The sequence below is a fragment of the Micromonospora sp. IBHARD003 genome, from assembly GCF_056106285.1.
Window position 1 is genome coordinate 8,049,630 of sequence record NZ_JBWBBX010000001.1, and the last position, 19,884, is coordinate 8,069,513.

Here is a 19,884-nt window from a genome sequence, read left to right on the forward strand (position 1 = left end):
TCAATCGGCGACGCTCCAGGTAACCCTGGCTCCGCCCTCGTCGACCACCGTCACAGCGGTCTCCAGCACGGGGAGTCCCTTTTCGATCAGGTAGTCGCCGAGCTCCCGCGCCACCGCCTCGCATGATGCCGAGTCAAACTCCCGCTCCCCGGGTCCCCACCACTGCCGCACCTGCTCGGCGAGGTCCATGAACTCGATATCGCGGTCGTCATGACGCACCAGCACGTCCGCGCGCACACGAAAGACATGCCGATGCCGGCTGGCGAGATGAGAGCGCGCAGGCGGCGCGGCCGGGTAGCAGTGGTAGCCGGGCAGGCGTTCCTCCACCCACACCGACGACCTCACGGCGTGGCCCAGCAGTGAATCGGACATCGCGAACTCCCCAATCAGCCAAGCGACTTGAGTCGCAGAACGATTGATTCCCCGCCATGCAAATGCGAGCCCCCGCACTGAGCAACGGCCACTTGTTGCAATCGGTTCACGCTTCGCCTCGGTAACTTGGCACGGCTTGTCAGGCCCCAACGACCAGCGCCGGCAAACCAGTTCTTGCGACGTCTGGTAGGCCCGCGGCCCGAACAGGGCGCCGCCGGACGCGACTGAGGTTGGTCTGACGTAGTGACAGCTGATCGTTCTTTCGCTGCTCCGTGCGTATCAGGTACGCGCAGTGCGGCCGGGCGGATGTTGGCGTTCAGGTGGAGTGCGCCACGTACCGATGAGAGTGCACCAACGTGGTGGTGGAGACGGGTCGTGTCCGTGAGCCGACTGTCGTCGGATCGGGGTGCCGGCAGGGGCAGCCGCTTGAGACCGCCCCTGCCGACGTGGGATCAGGATGCTTCCGCGACCCGGTTGAAGAGCCGGCCGGCGAGGTCGACGCCCGTGATCGCGCCGTTGATGTCGCGGGAGAAGTAGCGCTGCCCTTTGAGGCCGCCTTCGGTGACGATGTACTCGTCGCCGTCGCCGTCGCCGTCGCCGGGAAGGAAGCCGATGTCTGCGGCCGGGTAGTCCGGGGACATTTCCTCGTCCGATGCCTTGCGGATCTCCGGCTTGATGCCGACCGCCAGGGTGAGCCGGGTGCCGTCGGTGGCGATGTCGAGGTTCATGGCGTCGATCTCGCAGCGGCCGACGACCTCCCGGGCTCGTCCCTCGTCGTACGGGACCGGCTCCGCCGTCTGCTTGACGACGCCGAGGTAGTGCTCGAGCGCCCACCGCACGACGGTCTGGTTGAAGGGGTAGCCGTCCGGGCCGACGTTGGCCAGGGAGACCAGCGCGAAGTTACGCTCGGGCACGATGAGCAGCTCGGCGAACTGGCCGTTGCCCGAGCCGCCGTGGCCGATCCCGGGCAGGCCGTCCAGGTCGTGCAGGAACCAGCAGATGCCGAAGCCGTCGCCGAGGGTGCTGGCGCGCAGCCCGGCCGTCTGCTCCCGCATCCTGTGCAGCTCCGTGGCTCGCGCTGCCTGATCTCGATGCCACCGACTGGCGCACGGCCGCCATCGCTCATGCCTCCGGCATGCACGCGATGCTCACCCGGCACCCCTGGCTCGTCCAGGCATTCGGCAGCCATCTCCTGCACGGACCGCGCCAGGCCCGGCACAGCGACCTCAGCCTCGGCATCTATGAGAAGGCGGGCTTCGCCGCCGCCGACGCGGACCGGGTGGCCGCCGCCGTGTTCACCTTCGTGTTCGGCAGCGCGCTCGGTCCTGCCGGGCAGGTCTCGCTCAACCGTCGGCTGAGCAAGAACGGTGCAGACGCCGAGCAACTGATGGCCGACGTCATGACACGCGACACCGAGACTGCCGTGCAATTCCCGCGCCTCCAGGAACGCCTCGGCACCACAGCCGCCACGGAGTACGCCGCGGCGCCCGACGACACCTTCGCGTTTCGGCCTCCAGGCCCTCCTCGACGGCTTCGAGGCCCGCCTCAGAGCCGACCGCGCCAGCCAGGGCGATTGACCGGGCCCGGCCGGCACCCGCCCCGCGCCTCTGTGAGGAGGTCCCCGATGGGGAAGCGTCGGCTGTCCATGCCTCGGAACTCGCGGCCGAGCCCCCTGCTCCTCGAGGAAGGTCCGCGGGAAAACATCACGGAAATTCCGTGATGTCTCAGCGCCTCACGTCGTGCAGCCTTGACCCCCGGAACTCCCACCGACCGCAACGCAAGGGCCGGTCGGGTACCTGTCCGAGCAAGGGGATTTGACAGTTGTGACAGACATCGTGGTGGTACACGGAATGTGGGGCGACAGCTCGAGTTGGAGCGAGGTGATCCCGCTCCTGGAGGCTGCCGGGCACCGTGTGCATGCCGCCCAGCTGCCGCTGACGTCTGCGGAAGACGACATCGCGTACACACGTCAGATCATCGACGGTCTGCAGGGGCCCGTGGTTCTGGTCGGCTGGTCCTACGGCGGGATGGTGATCACGAACGCAGCCCACGGCGCGCCCAACGTTTCCGCCCTGGTGTACATAGCAGCCTTCGCCCCGAACGAGGGCGAGAGCGGAATCGACATTCTGAGCCGTTTCCCGTCGGCTCTCGCGGAAATGGTACGCCTCGACGAGCAGGGTCGCCTGTCTCTCGACCTCGACAAGTGCGGGCACCTGTTCGCCGGCGATCTTTCAGCGTCCAAGGCTGCTGAGCTGGCCGGTACGGCGAGGACGGGCGCAGCGACATGCATGTCCACGCCTTCCGGCGAGCCGGCCTGGCGTACGGTTCCGTCCTGGTACCTGGTGGCCGAGAACGACCAGGCCCTGCTGCCCGAGGCGCAGCGTTGGATGGCCACGCGCATCGGGGCGGCCACCACGTCCACGCCGGCAAGCCACGCCGTGCCGATTTCCCAGCCGGAACCCGTCGCCGAACTGATCGCCTCCGCGGCGGCAGCACGCCCGTGATCACACCTGCACGGGTCACGACGGCTCCAGGGCCCCGCTCACCCGCCCGTCTGCAGACACGTCTGACACATCTGACACGTTCGACACCAGAAGCCGAAGGCGATCGTGTGCGCATGGCACGGACGCGTGAAGGAAGAGCCCGCGTGGGGTCACAGAGAGCCCCCGCTGCGCGTGATCACGGCACTGGACGGGCGGTGTCCGATCGCGGCGCCGTGGGCAGCCTCCGAAATTTGCATGCTGAGGAGATTGTTCGATGAACTACGTCCGCGGCTTCGCGCCCTGGCTCTGCTATGCGAGTCTGAGCCCGTTCGACTGGCGGCTGGGCGTATGTGCTGCCGCGGTCGCCGCGTTGCTGCTGCTCGCCGGGCAGCTCCGAGTGCACAGCATCGACCTGCTGGGCGCGGCCACATGCGCGTTCTTCGTTGTGATGGCCGCGGTGGCGCTGGTGGACCCGAGCTCGGGGCTCCACAACTGGATCTGTGCCCTGGCCGCCGGCACCTTGGCGGTGACTGCCCTGGCCTCGCTCGGCGTGCGCAGGCCCTTCACCCTGGCGATGGCCCGCACCCAGGTCCCGGAGAAGTTCTGGAACCACCCGAAGTTCCTTCAGGTCAACATGGTGATCACCGGCGCGTGGGCGACGGCGTTCGCTGTCTCGGCGATCGCCTGCGCCCTCATCGTGGCGTACGCCCATGGCGCGGTCGTCCCGTTGGTCATCGTTCAGATCTTGGGGTTTGTGATCCCGTCCGCGTTCTGCGCCCGGTATGTCGGGCGCGTCCAGGCCGCTGTGAGGCGAGCCGCAGTGCAAGGGTGAAGCCGGCCCGAGAACCGAAACCTGCGGCGGTCAGGCCCCGCGAACAGCAGCCCGGCCCGGCGGCTCCCGCGGCGCCTGACCGGCAGGAGCCCACGCCCTGTCCCGCCGCCGTCCGGCCGAGCCGCGTCCGTGGCTGCTTGCGTATGTCAGGGCAGCAGCCGGGGGACGGGCGAACGGTGGCTCCGGACAAGAGACAGACACGGGCCTTGGTGATCAAGGGAATCGATGCTCGGCTATGGCTCGAGAGCCCGTACCCAACGATGCGCTCAGGCGTCAACTCACCCAGAGCCAGCCCGTGATCGCCCACGTTCAACACTCACACCGGAGGAACAGACACATGGCCGAGACCTCTGCGCAACGCCCCGGCGCGGCGTATGACGAGCCCCACGAGGCCCGGCAGACCAGCGCTGAACGGTTGATGTACTTCTCGGACGCGGTGATAGCCATCGCCATCACACTGCTTGCACTGGAGTTGCCGGTCCCGACCGAAGGCGTCCATGGCAACGCCGGTGTGCTGGATTTCCTGCGTGAGCACCTCACGGAGTACGTCGCGTTCCTGGTCAGCTTCGTGGCCATCGCCACGCACTGGATGGCTCATCAGCGCCTGTTCCGGTACGCGACCGGGACGGCGGGTGGGGTGATCCGATGGAACCTGCTGTGGCTGCTCATGATCGCCATCACGCCGTTCACCACGAAGCTGCTGACCAACGAGGCCGACGCGTTCCAGGTCCAGTTCATCATCTACGCGGCCAACCAGGCCTTGGCAGGCCTGTTCCTCATGCTGGCTTTCTCGTCCCTGCGACAGTTCAAGCTGCTGCGAGCGAAGACTCCGCCCGCGGCGGTGGCGGGCACCCTGGCATGGATGACCTCGGTGGTCGTCGTCTTCGTGATCTCCATACCCGTCGCACTGGTCACGCATTGGGCGTCCCTGTGCTGGGTGATGCTCCCGATGGTACGGATCATCAGCCTGCGATTCGTCGAGTGGCGAGTCGCCGGCACCCTGGGGTGAGCCGATCGTGCATCAGACCCTTGTGTCGCTCGGTCGCGGGGTTGGTGACGAAGGTCGGTATGGGGGCCGAGGAACGGCCGCGAACGGCGCGGGTGTTAGCTTCCTTCCCGTGGTGGAACACCAGGACAAGACCAGGGCGGCCTACGACGGGGTCGTCGAGCTCTATGCGTCGATGTTCGCTGATCGGCTGGAGACGCGGCCGTTCGCGCGGGCTATGATCGGCGCTTTCACCGAGCTGGTGCGCGAGACGGGGAACCTGCGGGCAGCCGATGTCGGGTGCGGGCCCGGACATCTGACGGCCATGCTGCGCGAGTTGGGGCTGGACGCCTTCGGGCTCGACCTCTCCCCGGCGATGGTCGACCACGCCCGGCGGGCCTATCCGGCGCTGCGGTTCGACGAGGCGCGAATGGAGGCTCTGCCGGTCGAGGACCGCGCGCTCGGCGGAGTGCTGGCCCACTACTCGATGATCCATACCCCGCCTGCGGAATTGCCCGCGCTGCTCGCCGAGCAGGTGCGTGTCATGGTACGAGGGGGCCTGCTCCTGGTCTCGTTCTTCGCGACCGAGGGTCCGGAGCCGGTCCTCTTCGATCACAAGGTGACGCCCGCCTATAGCTGGCCGGTGGACCGGTTCGCCGAGTTGCTGGCCGGTGCCGGGCTCGTCACGGTCGCTCGGCTGCTCCACGACCCGGCCTCCGAACGGGGTTTCCTCGACGCCCACTTGCTGGCGCGCCTCCAATAGACGGGAGCGACGGGCCGAACCCTGCCTGAGCTGCGGACTGCTGGTCGGAGAACTCGGGTCGACGACCGCACCCCTGTCGACGACCAACCTCCTCATCCACATCGGGTCGCCGTTGACCCGGCGACTTCGAGGAGCACGGCAAGTTCGTGCCGTCGACGCTGAGCCCGTCGACGCTGAGCCCGTCGACGCTGAGCCTGCCGACGCGGAGGACCGCGCCGGCGGGCTGCCCGAGTCCCGGTCCACCCTTCGCGCGCCACCGGGCCAGCCTCTCGCTGCACCTGGTGGCTTTGTAGGATTATGCGGCCGCGGCCCCAGGGGAGACGCTGCAGCAGGCTGCGAGGGCAAGGGAGTTCGGTGTGGGTGCGGGTGCGGGTGGGGAGCGAAACGGTGCGTCCATGTCCGATGAGGAGTGGGAGCAGTTCCTGCGCGAGTCGGTGATGGGTGTCGCCGATGCACCCAAAGAACCGTCGGCCCGCGAACGTCACGTAGCGAACATCCTGCGAGAGGAGTCCGACCCACCAGCAGGTTGGCGCACCTATACGCCCGCGCGACCCAGGCGGCGGAAGATCTGGTACGTGGCAGGGCTGCTCGCAGCGGTGGTGTTGCTGGGCGTGGCTCTCGCCCCGGCACAGATAGTCGATTTGTTCAGTGGCGACAATGCGGCGTCTCGGCCGCTCGCAGCCGAGACCGGGCGCCCGCAAAACGCGCCTCCGGCCGAGTCGGCCCTGCCGCCTACGCGTGATGAACCGTTCAGGGGATCGCCGGCGGTGCACTGGGCAAGCGGATCTGCAGGAATCACGGTGCCTGAGGCCAAGGCGACAGGGTGGATGAGTGCTGCCCAAGTTGCGCAGGCTCTTGAGAAGAGCCGTACCTTCCTGGTGGCCTCCAACCTTGATTCCGGAGTGCTGCGGGGGGAGCGCCCCGAGAAGGCGATCAAGCTGATCAACCCGCATCAAGAGGACATCCAGGCCTTCCTCAAGACCGCGTTTCGTACACCCAGCGAAGACAACGACCCGCTCTTGCTGTTCAGCCGCTTCAAGCCCTCGCAAGCACGCCTCATCGGAGATGTGATCAAGACTCGGGGCCGGATCACCTATCGGGAAGGCGAGCGCGGCGCGCTTCAGGTGACCGCCGACGTTACCTTCGTCTACCCGGTTACCCGTGCGGTGGCAGACAGCCATGAAGTCGTGCGCACCGTTGTGCGGCGGGAGTTGGTGATCGGCTGGGACGATCCGGCCAAGGTCGTCACAGAGCCGGGAACGTTCTCGGTCTTGTCGTACAAGCTCGACATGACCAATGGGGGCTGCGACACCCACACCGGCTACTTCGCTCCGGCGTTTGGGACAGAACATTCGACCAGCGCAGTCGGCACTGAAGTAGACCCGTACGACCGCAGCACACCGATCGACCAAGGCCAACCTGCGGGTGACGGGTGCAGAGTCGCCACACGCTCCTAAGCTCGACTCCGACGGGATTCAGCACCACCACGTTCCTCGCCGCACTCACCGGCCACTGGCACCGCAACACCCGCATGTGCTCCGCCAGCCGGGCCGCAGGGTGCTCGGCGTCCATCGGCACCCAGCCGGCACCCCCGGCGCCCTGGGGCTTGTCGGTGGGAAAAGTGACCCGGCGGGTGCAACCGGACTTCCGGGTGAGCCGCGCACCCCGCGTTTCGGGCCTGCGAAGGCGGAACCGGGGGATCATCCCGTACACCTGTCGTCCGCGGGCCCCACGCCGGCCGGCAGCGGGTCGAGGACCTGGCCGAGCAGGTGCAGTGGCCCGGCGGTGACTCCCGCCTTCTCCACGGCTCGCCAGTAGGCCAGCGCCGTGGGACCGTCCACCAGACCTTGCACCAGCGGGACGTCCGCGCCGGAGGCGTGCAGCAGGGACTCCGCCCGGCAGGACGCCAGCGTCCCGGCGATCCCGTGCCGTGCCGCCGCCTCGACGGCTGCCACGGGCAGTCCGTCCGTTGGGGCGTGCCGTGTGGAGCCGACCGTGAGCAGGCCCCCGCCGACGACGAGGACGTCCCCGTGCTCGCGCATCCGGGCCAGCGCCCGCCCGGTGTCGAAGCAGTGCGGGAAGCTGTCGTCCACGACGACGGCGCCGGGCCGCAGCCGGCCGACGTCGATAAGGCCCCGGTGTCCGCTGACCGCCGCGATCACCAGCCCAGCCCCGTACACCGCCTCGGGCAGGTCCGGTTGTGAGAGCTGGACGGCGACCTCTCCGGCCAGGCCGCGCTCCCGGAGACCGCGCGCCAGGTCCCGCAGGCGCGGACCGCTGCCGGGCACGTCGCACAGCACGAGCCGGGCGGGCGGCACCTCGGCCAGGGTGAGCAGCAGTTCCAGCGACGAGGCGCCGATGGAGCCGAGCCCCACGACGGCCACTTCCAGCGCGGCCAGGTCACGACCGGTGGCCTCCAGGGCGGCGTGCACCGTGCGCACCACCGAGACGACGGTGGCCGCGTGCCCGGTTGTGACGGACGCCGTCGGGGCACGGCCGGCGCGCAGCACGTCGAAGCCGTAGCCGGTCAGGGAGGGGATCATGCCTGCCAGGGAGACGCAGCGGGCGCCGAGCGCCCCGGCCCGCTCCACAGCACGCGCAGTGCGCTCGGCCAGGGCGGCGTCCCCGGCGAGTTCGTCGGCGAACAGCGGCAGCGCGACGAAGCCGGAGCGGCCCAGCGGTGTCGTGGTCGTCTCCAGCAGCCGGGGCTCGCCGCCCGGGAACAGCAGACGGCGGATGTCCTCGCGCACCGAGGGGGCGTCGGGCAGACCCGCGAGCCGGGCCAGGTGGGCGGGCGTCGGCAGATAGCCGACGAGCGCTGCGTCCAGGTCCGGGCGCCGGTCGGGTTGGGTCGGGTGCGTGCCGGGTTTCTTCTCCCGCCTGCCGGACGGAACTTCCCGCCCCGCGGTCCGCCGCGGTCGCGCGGTCTGCCGGGGTGTCACGGGCAGCCGTTCCTGCTCCGCCGCCGCACGGCCGAGGACGTCGCGCAGAGCGTCGGCGAACGCGGCGAGCGCGGCCTCGTCGAAGACGGCTTCCGCGCCGCGCACGGTGATCCGCAGCCGGTCTCCGTCAGGCCGCACCGCGAGGAACACGTCCGTCCGCGCCGCGGGCGGCGTGAAGTCGCTGTCCTGCTCCTCGTCCCAGTGGACGGCCAGGGCGTCCCCGCCCTGCGGGCCCAGCGCGCCGAAGTCGAGGAAGGTGAAGAAGAACTGCGACGTCAGCGGTAGCCCGCCCGCGTCGCGCGGGACGACGTCCTCGTGGATGCGGGCCGTGACCGTCTCCTCCACGACCCGGCGCATCCGCCGTGCGAAACCGCCGCCGGACGGGTCCGTGGCGCCGGGCCCGAACGGACGCACGGCGATGGCGGTGGCGAACGGCCCGAAGACGCGGTGGATGTCGGGCAGAGGATGGTCACGGCCGGACACGGCCACGCCGATGACCAGGTCCTCCTGGCCGGTGAGCGTGGCCAGAGCCTGGTGGTAGGCGGTCAGCAACGGCGCGAACAGCGTGGCGCCCGCCCCGGCGGCAAGCCTGCGGAGCGCGTCCACGGCGGGGGCGTCCAGCACGAAGCCGCGGGAACGGAACCCCTCCGGTCGCGCCTCCCCGTCCCGGGGCAGGTTCCCCAGGACCGGCCGCGCGTAAGGCGAGGACAGCGCCTCGTGCCGCCACGCGCCGTCCTCCTCGGCTTCGGCGGCGGACGCGGTCTGCCCCGCCAGACGCTCCGTGTGCTCACGGAAGGTGCCTCGCAGCGCGGGCAGCTCGGGCTCGGCGCCCCGGCTCAGACGGTCGTGAACGGCAGTCAGTTCGGTCAGGAGCAGGGCCGCGCTGTAGCCGTCGCCGATCAGATGGTGGGCATGCGCGACGAGCACGTGCTCGTGCGGAGCCAGGGTGAGCACCCGCAGCCGCAGCAGCGGCCAGGTCCACGGCTCGAAGCGGCGGCGCCGCTCGTCCTCGATCCGCTCCGCCAGTTCCCGCGGCCCCGCGACGTTCTCGAAGGCCACCGGCAGCCGCAGCGACACGGGCAGTTCCTGCTGCACCGGAGGCCGCGCCCCGGCGGGGAATACCGTCCGCAGCATCGGATGCCGGGCCACCAGTACGTCCACGGCCCGCTGGAAACGGTCCCGGTCCAGTGGGCCGGTCAGCCGCAGCCGGGCCAGCCAGGACGCCCCGGCACCGGGGGCGAGCGCCTCGGCGAGCAGGAAGCCGCGCTGGCTCGGGGTGACCGGGAAGGCTGACGGGAACAAGGGTTCGGCGTCGGGGGATGCCGCTTCGGGCCCGGAGAGCACTATGGCTGCCGCGGTGCCGCTCCCGATTCCCACGCCGGCTTCGGCACCCGTCTCGGCTCGGGTCCCGCCTCCGCTTCCGGCTTCGGTGCCACCCGTGCCCCCCGCCCCGGCCGCCGCCTTGTCGACGGCCTCGGCCAGGGCGGCGAGGGTGCGGTGCCGGTAGATGGCGGTGGGCCGGGGGAGCGGACGGCCGTCGTGCCGGGCGAGCCGGTCGAAGACCTGGAGGGCCAGCAGGGAGTCGCCGCCCAGGTCGAAGAAGTCGTCGTGCCGCCCGACGCGTTCGACACCGAGCACCTCGCACCAGATGCGTTCGAGCCGTTCCTCCGTGGTGCTCGCCGCCGCAGGCACGGCCGCTGACGGTGCCTGCGCCCGGCCCAGCAGCGCCCGCCGGTCCACCTTGCCGGTGCTGGTCAGCGGCAGCGAGTCCAGGAGCGTGACGCGGGACGGCACCATGTACGGCGGCAGCGTCCGTGCCAGGTACCGCCGCAGCGTCGGCGTGTCCACCTCGCGGCCGGTTTCCGCGTCCGTGGGCGAAAGCACGACGAACGCGAACAGCCGCCCCCCGTCGGCGAGTACGGCCGCCTGCGCGACGTCCGGACGGGCCCGCAGCACCGTCTCCACCTCGCCCGGCTCCACGCGGTGACCGCGGATCTTGACCTGGTCGTCGAGCCGGCCGACGAAGTGCAGCACGCCGTCGTCCAGCACCCGCACCCGGTCGCCGCTGCGGTACCAGCGCCGCCCGTCGCGCCGGACGAAAGCGGTCCGTGTCAGATCCGGTTCGCCGAGGTACCCGGCGGACAGCCCGACGCCCCCGATCAGCAGCTCGCCGGTGCCGCCGGACCCGACCGGCTCGCCGTCGGCCCCGACGACGAGGAGTTCGGTGCCGGCGACGGCACGGCCGACGGGCAGCGCCGCGACCTCCGCGCCGGGACGCTCGGTGACGACGTGGTAGGTGGCATTGATGGTGGTCTCGGTCGGCCCGTAGAGGTTGACGATCGTGTGCCCGGGGCCGAACAGGTCGTACCAGCGGCGCACTTGATCCGCCCACAGCACCTCCCCGCCGACGTGGACCAGGCGCAGCGCGGACAGGTCCGGCACCGGCCCGCCGCGCCGGACCCGGGCCTCCGCCACGGTCAGCAGCCGCTCCCACAGCGACGGCACCGAACTCCACACGGTGATCCGCGTGTGCTCCATGTGCTTCAGCAGCAGCTCCGGGTCGCGCACGAGGTCACGGTCGGCACTCACCACGGTGGAGCCGGTCAGCAGCGGGGCGAGCAACTGCCGTACGGAGGCGTCGAAGCACGGCGAGGAGGTGTTCGCCAGGCGGTCGCCGGGGCCGTAGGCGAAGGTGGTCGCGGCCCAGTCGAGGTAGTTCTCCATGGCGCGGAAGGTGATGGGCACGGCCTTGGGGCGGCCGGTGGAGCCGGAGGTGAAGATGACGTACGCCGTCGCGTCGGCGTCGGCCGCCTCCTCCCTGACGTCCGGGTCTTCGAGGTCCGGGTCTTCGAGGTCCGGGTCTTCGACGTCCGGGTCTTCGCACGGACCGGTCACGGGGACGGCCGTCAGGTCGGGGAGCGCTCGCAGGGCCTGCCGGGTGCGCTCGTCGTGTACGACCACGCGAACCCCGCACCGGGCGGTCTGCTCCGCCAGCCGGGCCGCGGGGTGCTCGGCGTCCATCGGCACCCAGCCGGCGCCCGTCCGCAGGATGCCGACGACGGCGATCACCGTGCCGGGGCCCGGCGAGGCGAGCATCCCCACCAGGTCCCCCCGCCCCACGCCCTGTGCGCGCAGACGGCCGGCGAGGGCACGGGTGGCCGCGTCGAGGTTCCGGTACGTCAGGACCACTCGCCCGTCGTCCACCGCGACCGTGTCGGGATCGGTGCGGAACCGCTCCAGCAGACGGCCGACGACGCTCGCCCGGCCCCCGGCGGCGGGCGGGAGGACGGCGGTGTTCTCCGGCCTTTCCCCGGCGTCGGGTTCGTCCGCGAGACCGGGGGAGTGTCCGGGACGGGGTGCGTCCATGGCGGCGCGCAGTTCCCGCTCGTAGCGGACCGCGAGCCGGTTGTGGGTAGCGGGGGTGAAGAGGTGCTCGGGGACGTTCCAGGACAGCCGCAGCAGAGGGCCGTCCTCCCAGCACAGGAGGCTCAGCCGGGTGGCGGCGGAACCGGTGCCCGCGGCGGTCGGCCGTACCTCGACCGGGCACTGTGCCTCCAGCGGCGCGGGGAAGCGGGCGAAGCTGAAGCTCGCGGGGCTCGCCGTGCGCGGCCCGTGGTCGTCGCCGGGCAGCAGGCGGGCGAGGTCGAGACTGCTCATCGTGGCGTGCCGCTCGTTCTCCAGCCAGGCCCGGCGGACGCGTTCGGCGAGCCGGGGGAGCGGCTCGTCGAGCCCGCCCTCCAGCAGCAGGGGCAGGGTGTCGGCCAGCGGGCCGACCATCCGGTCCAGCCCGGGCAGTTGCCTGCTGTCACGGCCCGCGCGGGCCACGTTGACCGTGAGGTCCCGGTGCCCGGTCCACCGGGCCAGGCAGCGGACGTAGGCCGCGAGCAGGAGGTGGAAGAGGGAGACGTTCCAGCGGGCGGCCCGCTCGCGCAAGGCGGCGACGAGGTCCTCGTCCAGCACGCGCTGTACGGCGATCAGCGCCCCGGGCTCCTCGGCGTGGGCGTCGGGGCTGCCGTCGTAGGGCAGCGTCATCCGGTCGCGGCCGGCCAGGCGGGCCGTCCAGTACGTGGCATCGTCCGCGCTCACGGCCGGCCGCCGCGCGCCGGAGGCGAGGGCGGCGAAGTCCCCGGCGGGCGGCAGGACGACGGGTCCGCGGCCGAGAGCGAGGCCGGTGTAGAGGGTCCACAGCTCCGTGCCGAGGACGTTCAGGCTGTAGCCGTCGGCGGCGGCATGGTGCACGGCGAGAACCAGGTGGGCCAGCCCCTCCCGTTCGGTCACCAGCAGCGCCCGCAGGGGGGGTTCGGCGGTGAGGTCCAGAGGCCGGTTGGCCAGCTCCGTCTCCAGTGCCTCCAGCGCCGCCCCGCCCCCGGGACACGGACGCGTCTCGAACCACACGGCCGGATCCGTGCTCGGCGTCACCGTCTGGTGCGGCACCCGCCGCGCGTCGTGTCCGATCCGTATCCGCAGCATGCCGTGCCGCTCGGCGAGTACGGCGAGCGCTCGGCGCAGCAGGCCGACGTCCAGCGGCCCGCGCACGGTCTGCCGCACCCAGCCCCGGGCGGGCGTCTCCGGGTACAGGACGCTGCTGGTGTGCAGGGCGAGTTGCACGGGGGTGAGGGGGAACGGCACACCCTCCGTGACGCCGCCTTCCACGAGGGCTGCCCCGGCGACAGGGCGTTCTCCTGTGGGGGGCTCGGTGACACCGGGCACCGCGACCGGCGTCCGCCCGGTGGCCGCGGCGTCAGCGGGTGTGCTGTCGAGGTGGGCGGCGAGTTCCCGCACCGTCCGGTACTCGAAGAACAGCGTGGCCGGCAGTTCCCGGCCCAGTGCGCGCTCCAGCCTCCGCACCAGGTCGACCGCGGCGAGCGAGTCCAGGCCGAGTGAGAGGAAGGCCTGGTCCTCGTCGACGGCTTCCCCGGGCAGGTGCAGCGCTTCGGCGAGGAGCGCCCGCACGACGGCACGGGTGCCGGACGTCCCTCCGGATCCGGTCGTGGCGTCGGGTTCGGATGCGCTGCCGGATCCGGGAGTCCCGCCGGCCCCGGCCGCACCGCCGGTCGCCCCCACCGCGGGGATCCGTTGCCCCGGCAGGCGTGACGCCGTCGGCAGGTCTTCGCCCCCGGAGTCGCCGGGACTGCCCAGGTCGGCCACGACCACCTGCGCGGCGTCGACGGCGCAGGCCGTGCGCACGGCGCGCAGCGCCTCGCCCGGAGCCAGCGGTGTGCCGCCGGCCCGCAGCGTCCGGTCACCGGCCCGCGCGGTCAGCCCGGTCCCGGCGACGGCACCGAGGTTCACCGCCAGCCAGCGGCGGCCGGCGGCACGCTCGGCCGCCGCGAAGGCGTCGAGGTAGGCGTTGGCGGCCGCGTAGTCGCCGAGCGCGCCCGCGGCGCCCGGCAGCACGGAGGCCACCGAGGAGAACGCCACGCACAGGTCCGGGCGGTGTCCGTGGCGGCGCAGGGCGCGGGCCAGCAGTCGGGTGCCGCGGGTCTTCGCGGCCAGCGCCCCGCCGGTGTCCTCCCGGCCCGTGCCGCGCAATGAGCCCGCGACGGCCACCCCGGCCAGGTGGAAGACGACGTCGAGCGCCGGCGTCGCGGCGAGGAGCGCGTCGAGCTGCCGCTCGTCGGTGACGTCGGCCTGCCGGTAGCGTACGTCGGTGCCGAATTCGCCCAGCTCGGCGAGGAGCGCGGCAGGCGGCTGCGCGGAACGCCCGGAGAGGACGAGGGTCGGCCGGCCGCGCCCCGCGAGGTCCCGGGCGAGCGCGGCGCCGAGGCCGCCCGCCCCGCCGGTGATCAGATAGACGCCGTCCGCGGGCAGCACGTCCGCCCGGTCCACCGCGGCTGCCGGCAGGGGCTCCACCTCTCGCAGCAGTCGGACACCGCCGCGCCAGGCGGCCACGACCGCAGCGGGGCCAACGCCGCTGCCGCTGCCGTCAGCGGCCAGTTCGGCGGCCACGGCGGTGATGTGCTCCTGCGGCGTGTCCCGGGAGGACAGGTCGGCGCAGACCAGGGCGGCGCCCTTGCTCTCCTCCGGGAACGCGAGCGCCAGACCGGTCAGCAGGGCCTCTCCGGGACGCGGCGCCGGCTCGCCGTCGGCGCCGGTGCGGTGGGCGTCCTCGGTGAGCAGCAGCAGACGCCGCGCGCCCGCCCGGTCGAACTCCCGCAGTGTGTCGCGGAAGGCGCCCGCCGCTTCGGCGGAGCCGTCCTCCCGGCCCGCGAGATGAACCACGGTGTGGGCCGGGTCCGTGCCCGCCCGCCCCACCGGCACCCCGCGTTCGGCGAGCCGGCCGGACAGCTCCCGCACCGCCTCGGCGTCGGGCCCGGTGACGAGCGCGACCGGAACGGGGCGCTCGGGTCGGGCCAGGGGAGCCGGTGTCCAGGTGATCTGGTGCAGCAGCCGGGCGGCGTCGGGCCCGGGCCAGTGGGGCCGCCGCTGGAAGGGGTACGTCGGCAGCGGAACCCGACGTGCCGCGGGCGCCAGCGCGGCGTGGTCGAGGCCGACACCGCCGGTCCACAGCCGGGCGACGGTGCGCAGCAGCGCGCCCCGGTCCGCGCCCACGCCCTCGCGCGTGGGCGGCAGCGCGGAGAAGGTGGTCACGGGCACGCCGGACAGGCCGGCGGCGGCCCCGCGCACGGCGCCCGGCAGACCGCTGCCGGGCCCGAGTTCGACGAACGTGTCGTACCCCTCCTCGGCCAGCCTCCGCGCCGCGGCTCCGAACCGTACGGGCCGCAGGGCGTGTTCACGCCAGTGAGCGGCGTCGGGGCGGTCCTCCCAGCCGGCCGTCAGGGTGCTCAGCAGTGGGACGCGGCCGGCCTGGGGCGCGAGGGCACAGGCAGCGTCGTACAGAGCCGGCGCGGCCGGTTCCATCAGCGGTGAGTGGAAGGCGCGAGTCACCGGCAGCTCCCGCACGGCGACGCCCCGCGCGGCCAGTTCGGCGACGGCGTCCCGCACCGCGTCCACCGTGCCGGACAGCACCGTACGGCCGGGCGCGTCACGGGCCGCGACGGCGAGCGCCGCGCCCGACGCGGCGACCAGCGCGTCCACGGCGTCGTCCGCGCCGCGCACGGCGGCCATCGCGCCCGGCGGGGTCAACTCGGCCAGCACACGGCCGCGTTCGGCGGCGAAGCGGACCGCGTCCGCCGGCGACAGCAGGCCCGCGGCGCAGGCGGCGGCCAGCTCCCCGACGCTGTGCCCGGTGACCGCGTCCGGCACGACGCCCCAGGCCTCCAACTGGCGGGCCAGTGCCACGCCGAAGGCCACCAGGACGGGCTGGGTGATCTCGGTGCGGGCCAGTTCGGCCGCCGCCACGCCGGGATCGGTGCACCAGCCGGTCAGGGTACGGCCGTGCAGCGGGCCGAGGAGCGCGGACGCCTCGTCGAGAGTGGTGCGGAAGACAGGCGCGGCCGCGTAGAGTCCCGCGGCCATGCCCGGACGCTGGCTGCCCTGCCCGGGGAAGAGGAAGACGAGGCGGGGGCGCCGGCGGACGGTGGCCGTGAACACGCCCGTGTGTCGGAGCGGTTCGTCCGCCGTCGCGCCTGCCTGGCTGGGGGCAAGGCGGGCGGCGAGGCCGGCCAGTCGCGCCCGCAACGTGCCGCCGCTACCGCCGCCACCACTGTCACCGTCACCGACGTCTCCGCCACCGCCGTTTCCGTGAGGGCCGCAGAGGAGGGCGAGGCGGTGCGGGGCGTCGTCGCGGGCCGTCGCCGCGGTCAGGCACACGTCGGCCGCGGGGATGCCGGGGTGCGTGTCCAGGTGGGCCGACAGGTCGCGGACCAAGGCGTGCAGCGCGGGCCGGGTGGTCGCGGACAGCGCGAGCAGATGGACGCCGTCGGCGTCCTCGTCCGGCCGGGACGGCTGCGTGACCGGGGCCGGGGCCTGCTCCAGAACGGCGTGCGCGTTGGTGCCGCCGAAACCGAAGGCATTGACGCCCGCGACGAGCGGCCCCCCCGAGGGCGGCGCGGGCCAGCCGACGAGCCGGCCCGGCACCCGGAACCCGGACCGGGCGACTGCCGCGGCCGGCGGGTCGGCGTGCAGCGACGGCGGCACCTGCCCGTGACGCAGCGCCAGCACCACCTTGACCAGGCCGGGCAGCGCGGCGGCGTTCAACAGGTGCCCGACGTTGGTCTTCGCCGAGCCCAGCAGCCGTGGACGCCCGTCCGGCAGCGGCGGGAAGGCGTGGACGAGCGAGGCCAGTTCGACCGGATCGCCCAGGGCGGTGCCGGTGCCGTGCGCCTCGACGTACGTCACATCGGCCGGGTCGACGCCCGCGGCGGCGTGGGCGGCCGTGATGACCTCGCGCTGGCGGGCGGGGTTGGGCGCCATCAGGCTCAGCGAGGTGCCGTCGTTGTTGACGGCGGTGGAGCGGACCACGGCGAGGACGTCGTCGCCGTCCCGCCGGGCGTCCGCCGCCCGCCGGAGCACCAGCACAGCACCGCCCTCGCCGGGCACGAAGCCGTCCGCGCCGGCACCGAACGCCCGGCTGCGCCCGGTCGGGGACAGGGCTTGCGCGGCGTGCAGCAGGCGGTGCGCGGCCGGCGTCAGGTGCAGATTGACGCCGCCGACCAGAGCGATGTCGCACTCGCCGTCCGCGAGACTGCGCCGGGCCAGGTGCAGGGCGACCAGCGCGGAGGAACAGGCGGTGTCCACGGCCAGCGCCGGACCGTCCAGGTCGAAGGTCTGCGCGAGGCGCGCGGCGAGGAGATTGGGCAGGTTCCCGGTCAGCGCCGAGGCCGGCAGCCCGGCACCCTCGGCACGGGCGGCCCGCTCCAGCAGCTCCCGGTAGCCGCTGTCCCCGGCCGTGGTGAACACGCCGACACGGTGGGCGCGACGCCGCGGACCGGCGTACCCGGCCCGCTCGAGGCCCTCGTGCGCCAGTTCCAGCAGCAGCCGGGCCTGCGGGTCCAGGGTGCGGGTCTCCTCGTCGGAGATCCCGAAACGAGCTGCGTCGAAGCCCGCCGGATCCTTCAGGAACGCACCCCACCGGGCCTCGGGCAGCTCCTCGCCGTCCCAGCGGTGCGGCGGCACCGGGGTGACGGCGTCCCGCCCCTCGGTGAGCAGCCGCCAGTACGCCTCCGGCGAGTCGGCCCCGGGGAAACGACAGGCGAGACCGACGACGGCGAGGACGTCGTCGCCGTCCCGCCGGTCCGCGCAGGACGCGCTTTCCGTCCCCCCACCGCCACCGCCACCGCCACCGACGCACGCGCCCGCGGGCAGCCCGCCGCCCGAGCTGCCCGCACAGCCGGCCGCTCGCTCCCGCGCAGCGCCCGCCCCGTCGACCGCCCTGCCGCGTGCACCCTCCGATCCGCCGCCGCTCGCCTCCGCCAGCAGGAGGTCGACGACCCCGGCCACGGTGTCCGCCCCGGCGCGCAGCGCCGCCGGCTCCAACTGCACCCCGAAGCCGTCCTCCAGCGCGGCCAGCACCTCCATCGCCTTCAGCGAGGTGCCGCCCAGCGCCCGGAACGACGTATGGACCCCGATCCGCTCGCCGGACGTCCCCAGTACCCGGGCCCACACCTCCCGCACCGCCCCCTCGACCGCGGTCCGCGACTGCGGCACGGAGCCGCCGCGGCCGTCGCCGTCGCGGTCCGTCCGCCGCTCGTCATGAGCCGTTGCCGCGTCCTCGTGCCGGTTCGCCGCGTCCCCGCGACCGCGTACGACGACGCGGGCGTACCGGCCGGCCTCGAACCGTTCCCGCAGCACATGGCGGCGCACCTTGCCGCTGGTGGTGCGGGGGATCTGGCCCGGCGGCAGGGGAACGACCCGTACGTCGTCGTGGAAGAGCGCCTCGCCCACCCGGTCCGCGACCTGCCGCAGTACCTCGTCGGCCGAGCGCGGCGGCCGGGCCCAGGAGACGAACACCACCACCCGCTCCGCGCCCGTGCCCGTGTCGGTGGACCCCACCACCGCGGCCGTGCCCGGTGGCAGTCCGGGCGTGGCGGCGGCGACGGTCTCCAGATCGGGGGCGTGGTGCTTGAGTCCGTTCAGAAACAGCACGTCCTTGTGGCGGCCGCTGACACACAGCCTGCCCTCCCGGACGAAGCCCAGGTCGCCGGTGCGCAGCCAGCCGTCGGCGGTAAAGGCGGCGGCGGTGGCCTCGGGCAGTCCGCGGTATCCGCGCGCGAGCTGCGGACCACGCACCTCGATGTGCCCGGCCCGCCGCTCACCGAGATCCCGCCCGGCATCGTCGACGACACGCACCTGGCAGCCGGGCACGGGTTGCCCCACGTCCATGAGCTCCACCACGCCCCGAGCGCCCTCGGAGGCGTCGATGACCCGGCCGCGGCTCAGCGCCGCCCGGTCCACCGCCACCGGCACGGCGACCTCACCCGGCGGCGGGAACGTCACCGCGAGGGTGGCCTCCGCCAGGCCGTACACCGGCTGGAGCGCGTGCGGCGCCAGGCCCGCGGCCCGCGTATGGCGGCTGAAGTCGCGCCAGACGGACGCGGCGATCGGTTCGGCACCGACCACGACCCGCCGCACGCTGCCGAGGTCGAAGCGAGCCATGTCCGCCTCGGGGACGCGCCGCACGGCCAGCGCGAGGGCGAAATTGGCGGCCGAGAGATGGGTGGCGCGGTGCGCGGTGGCCGTCTCGAACCAGATCGCGGGCCGCCGCGCGAAGGCCATCGGCCCGATCTTGACCTGCCGGGCGCGGGCGGCGAGTGGCGCGAGATGCGTGCCGATCAGCCCCATGTCGTGGAAGTACGGCATCCAGCTCACCACCACGTCCGTCTCCGTCAGACCGGACACGGCCACGATCTGCCGCAGATTGGCCAGCACTGCGGCATGGGTGAGCTCCACCCCCTTGGGCGCGCCGGTGCTGCCCGAGGAGAACTGCACGAAAGCCAGATCACCGGGCGCGCACGCAGGAGGCTCCGCCGGCCCTGCCCCCTCGCCCAGCTCTCCCGGACGCAGGACGACCGCCTCCGCGGGCAACGCCTTCTCCCCGGCCGGGTCGGCAAACACCGGCGGCCGGCCCAGGTGCTCCCACACAGGCAGCACCCGCCGGGCGTCGGCTGCGAGCGGCACCGGCACCAGACCGGCCCCGATCAGCCCCCAGAACATCTCCTGGAAGTCCTCGCTGTGCTCCGCGACCAGCGGAACGCACGTCCCGGGCACCACCCCGGCCGCCCGCAGGCCTCCGGCCACCCGACGGGCGCCCGCCAGCAGCTGACGGTGGGTCACCGCATGCTCGCCGCCGTCGCCGCGCACGTGCACGGTCACCTGCCCGGGAGCCTGATCGGCCGCATCCAGCAGGACGTTCCACAGAGTGTTGTCGCTCATTGTCCGTTCTCAGCGCGTCGAAGAAGCCCACGTCACGCGGTGGGATCCGCCCCGTGTGTGAGGGAAGGGGGCGGCGTGGGCGTGTCCCGGACGATCACAGGGCCCCGGCCACCACCGGCCCCACGAAATCCGCCGTGTACGGGCGGCCATAGGTTCCGGCCCTGTTGCCCCCATGTCCCCTCCTCGTTCACGTCTGCTGAGGAGGGTAGTGCGCAGGTGAGCCGGCCCGGGCC

At 73.0% G+C, this 19,884-nt stretch carries 9 protein-coding genes; 6 read left to right on the forward strand and 3 right to left on the reverse strand.

The features are described 5' to 3' along the window. Both ACTWOL_RS34975 and ACTWOL_RS34980 read right to left on the reverse strand, forming a co-directional pair. On the reverse strand, window positions 1-372 hold the full coding sequence (locus tag ACTWOL_RS34975) for a hypothetical protein (RefSeq protein WP_474300919.1): 372 nt from the start codon (window positions 370-372) through the stop codon (window positions 1-3). A gap of 452 nt (window positions 373-824) precedes the next feature. Then, a complete protein-coding gene (locus tag ACTWOL_RS34980; protein WP_474300920.1) occupies window positions 825-1,427 on the reverse strand; it encodes a hypothetical protein in 603 nt (200 codons plus the stop codon). An 80-nt stretch (window positions 1,428-1,507) separates the two neighbouring features. Here ACTWOL_RS34980 and ACTWOL_RS34985 point away from each other — a divergent pair, with 80 nt between their 5' ends. From ACTWOL_RS34985 to ACTWOL_RS35010, 6 genes are all read left to right on the forward strand, one after another. Further along, window positions 1,508-2,092: a TetR/AcrR family transcriptional regulator C-terminal domain-containing protein gene (locus ACTWOL_RS34985; RefSeq protein WP_474300921.1), complete on the forward strand. Its 585-nt coding sequence runs from the start codon at window positions 1,508-1,510 to the stop codon at window positions 2,090-2,092. Window positions 2,093-2,195: 103 nt separating this feature from the next. After that, window positions 2,196-2,876, forward strand: coding sequence for an alpha/beta fold hydrolase (locus ACTWOL_RS34990; RefSeq protein ID WP_474300922.1), 681 nt, complete (start codon window positions 2,196-2,198; stop codon window positions 2,874-2,876). Between the two features lie 253 nt (window positions 2,877-3,129). Then, complete coding sequence (locus ACTWOL_RS34995; RefSeq protein WP_474300923.1) at window positions 3,130-3,687, forward strand: DUF3159 domain-containing protein; 558 nt, start codon at window positions 3,130-3,132, stop codon at window positions 3,685-3,687. 337 nt (window positions 3,688-4,024) lie between these two features. Then, window positions 4,025-4,696 carry a TMEM175 family protein gene (locus tag ACTWOL_RS35000; RefSeq protein WP_474300924.1) on the forward strand — a complete coding sequence of 224 codons (672 nt, stop codon included), beginning with the start codon at window positions 4,025-4,027 and terminating at the stop codon, window positions 4,694-4,696. Window positions 4,697-4,805: 109 nt separating this feature from the next. Continuing rightward, window positions 4,806-5,435 carry a class I SAM-dependent methyltransferase gene (locus ACTWOL_RS35005; protein ID WP_474300925.1) on the forward strand — a complete coding sequence of 210 codons (630 nt, stop codon included), beginning with the start codon at window positions 4,806-4,808 and terminating at the stop codon, window positions 5,433-5,435. Window positions 5,436-5,830: 395 nt separating this feature from the next. Next, on the forward strand, window positions 5,831-6,892 hold the full coding sequence (locus ACTWOL_RS35010; protein WP_474300926.1) for a hypothetical protein: 1,062 nt from the start codon (window positions 5,831-5,833) through the stop codon (window positions 6,890-6,892). Window positions 6,893-7,135: 243 nt separating this feature from the next. On the opposite strand, the gene ACTWOL_RS35015 is transcribed toward ACTWOL_RS35010, so the two are convergent. After that, window positions 7,136-19,651: an amino acid adenylation domain-containing protein gene (locus ACTWOL_RS35015; protein ID WP_474300927.1), complete on the reverse strand. Its 12,516-nt coding sequence runs from the start codon at window positions 19,649-19,651 to the stop codon at window positions 7,136-7,138. Between the last annotated feature and the right edge of the window lie 233 nt (window positions 19,652-19,884).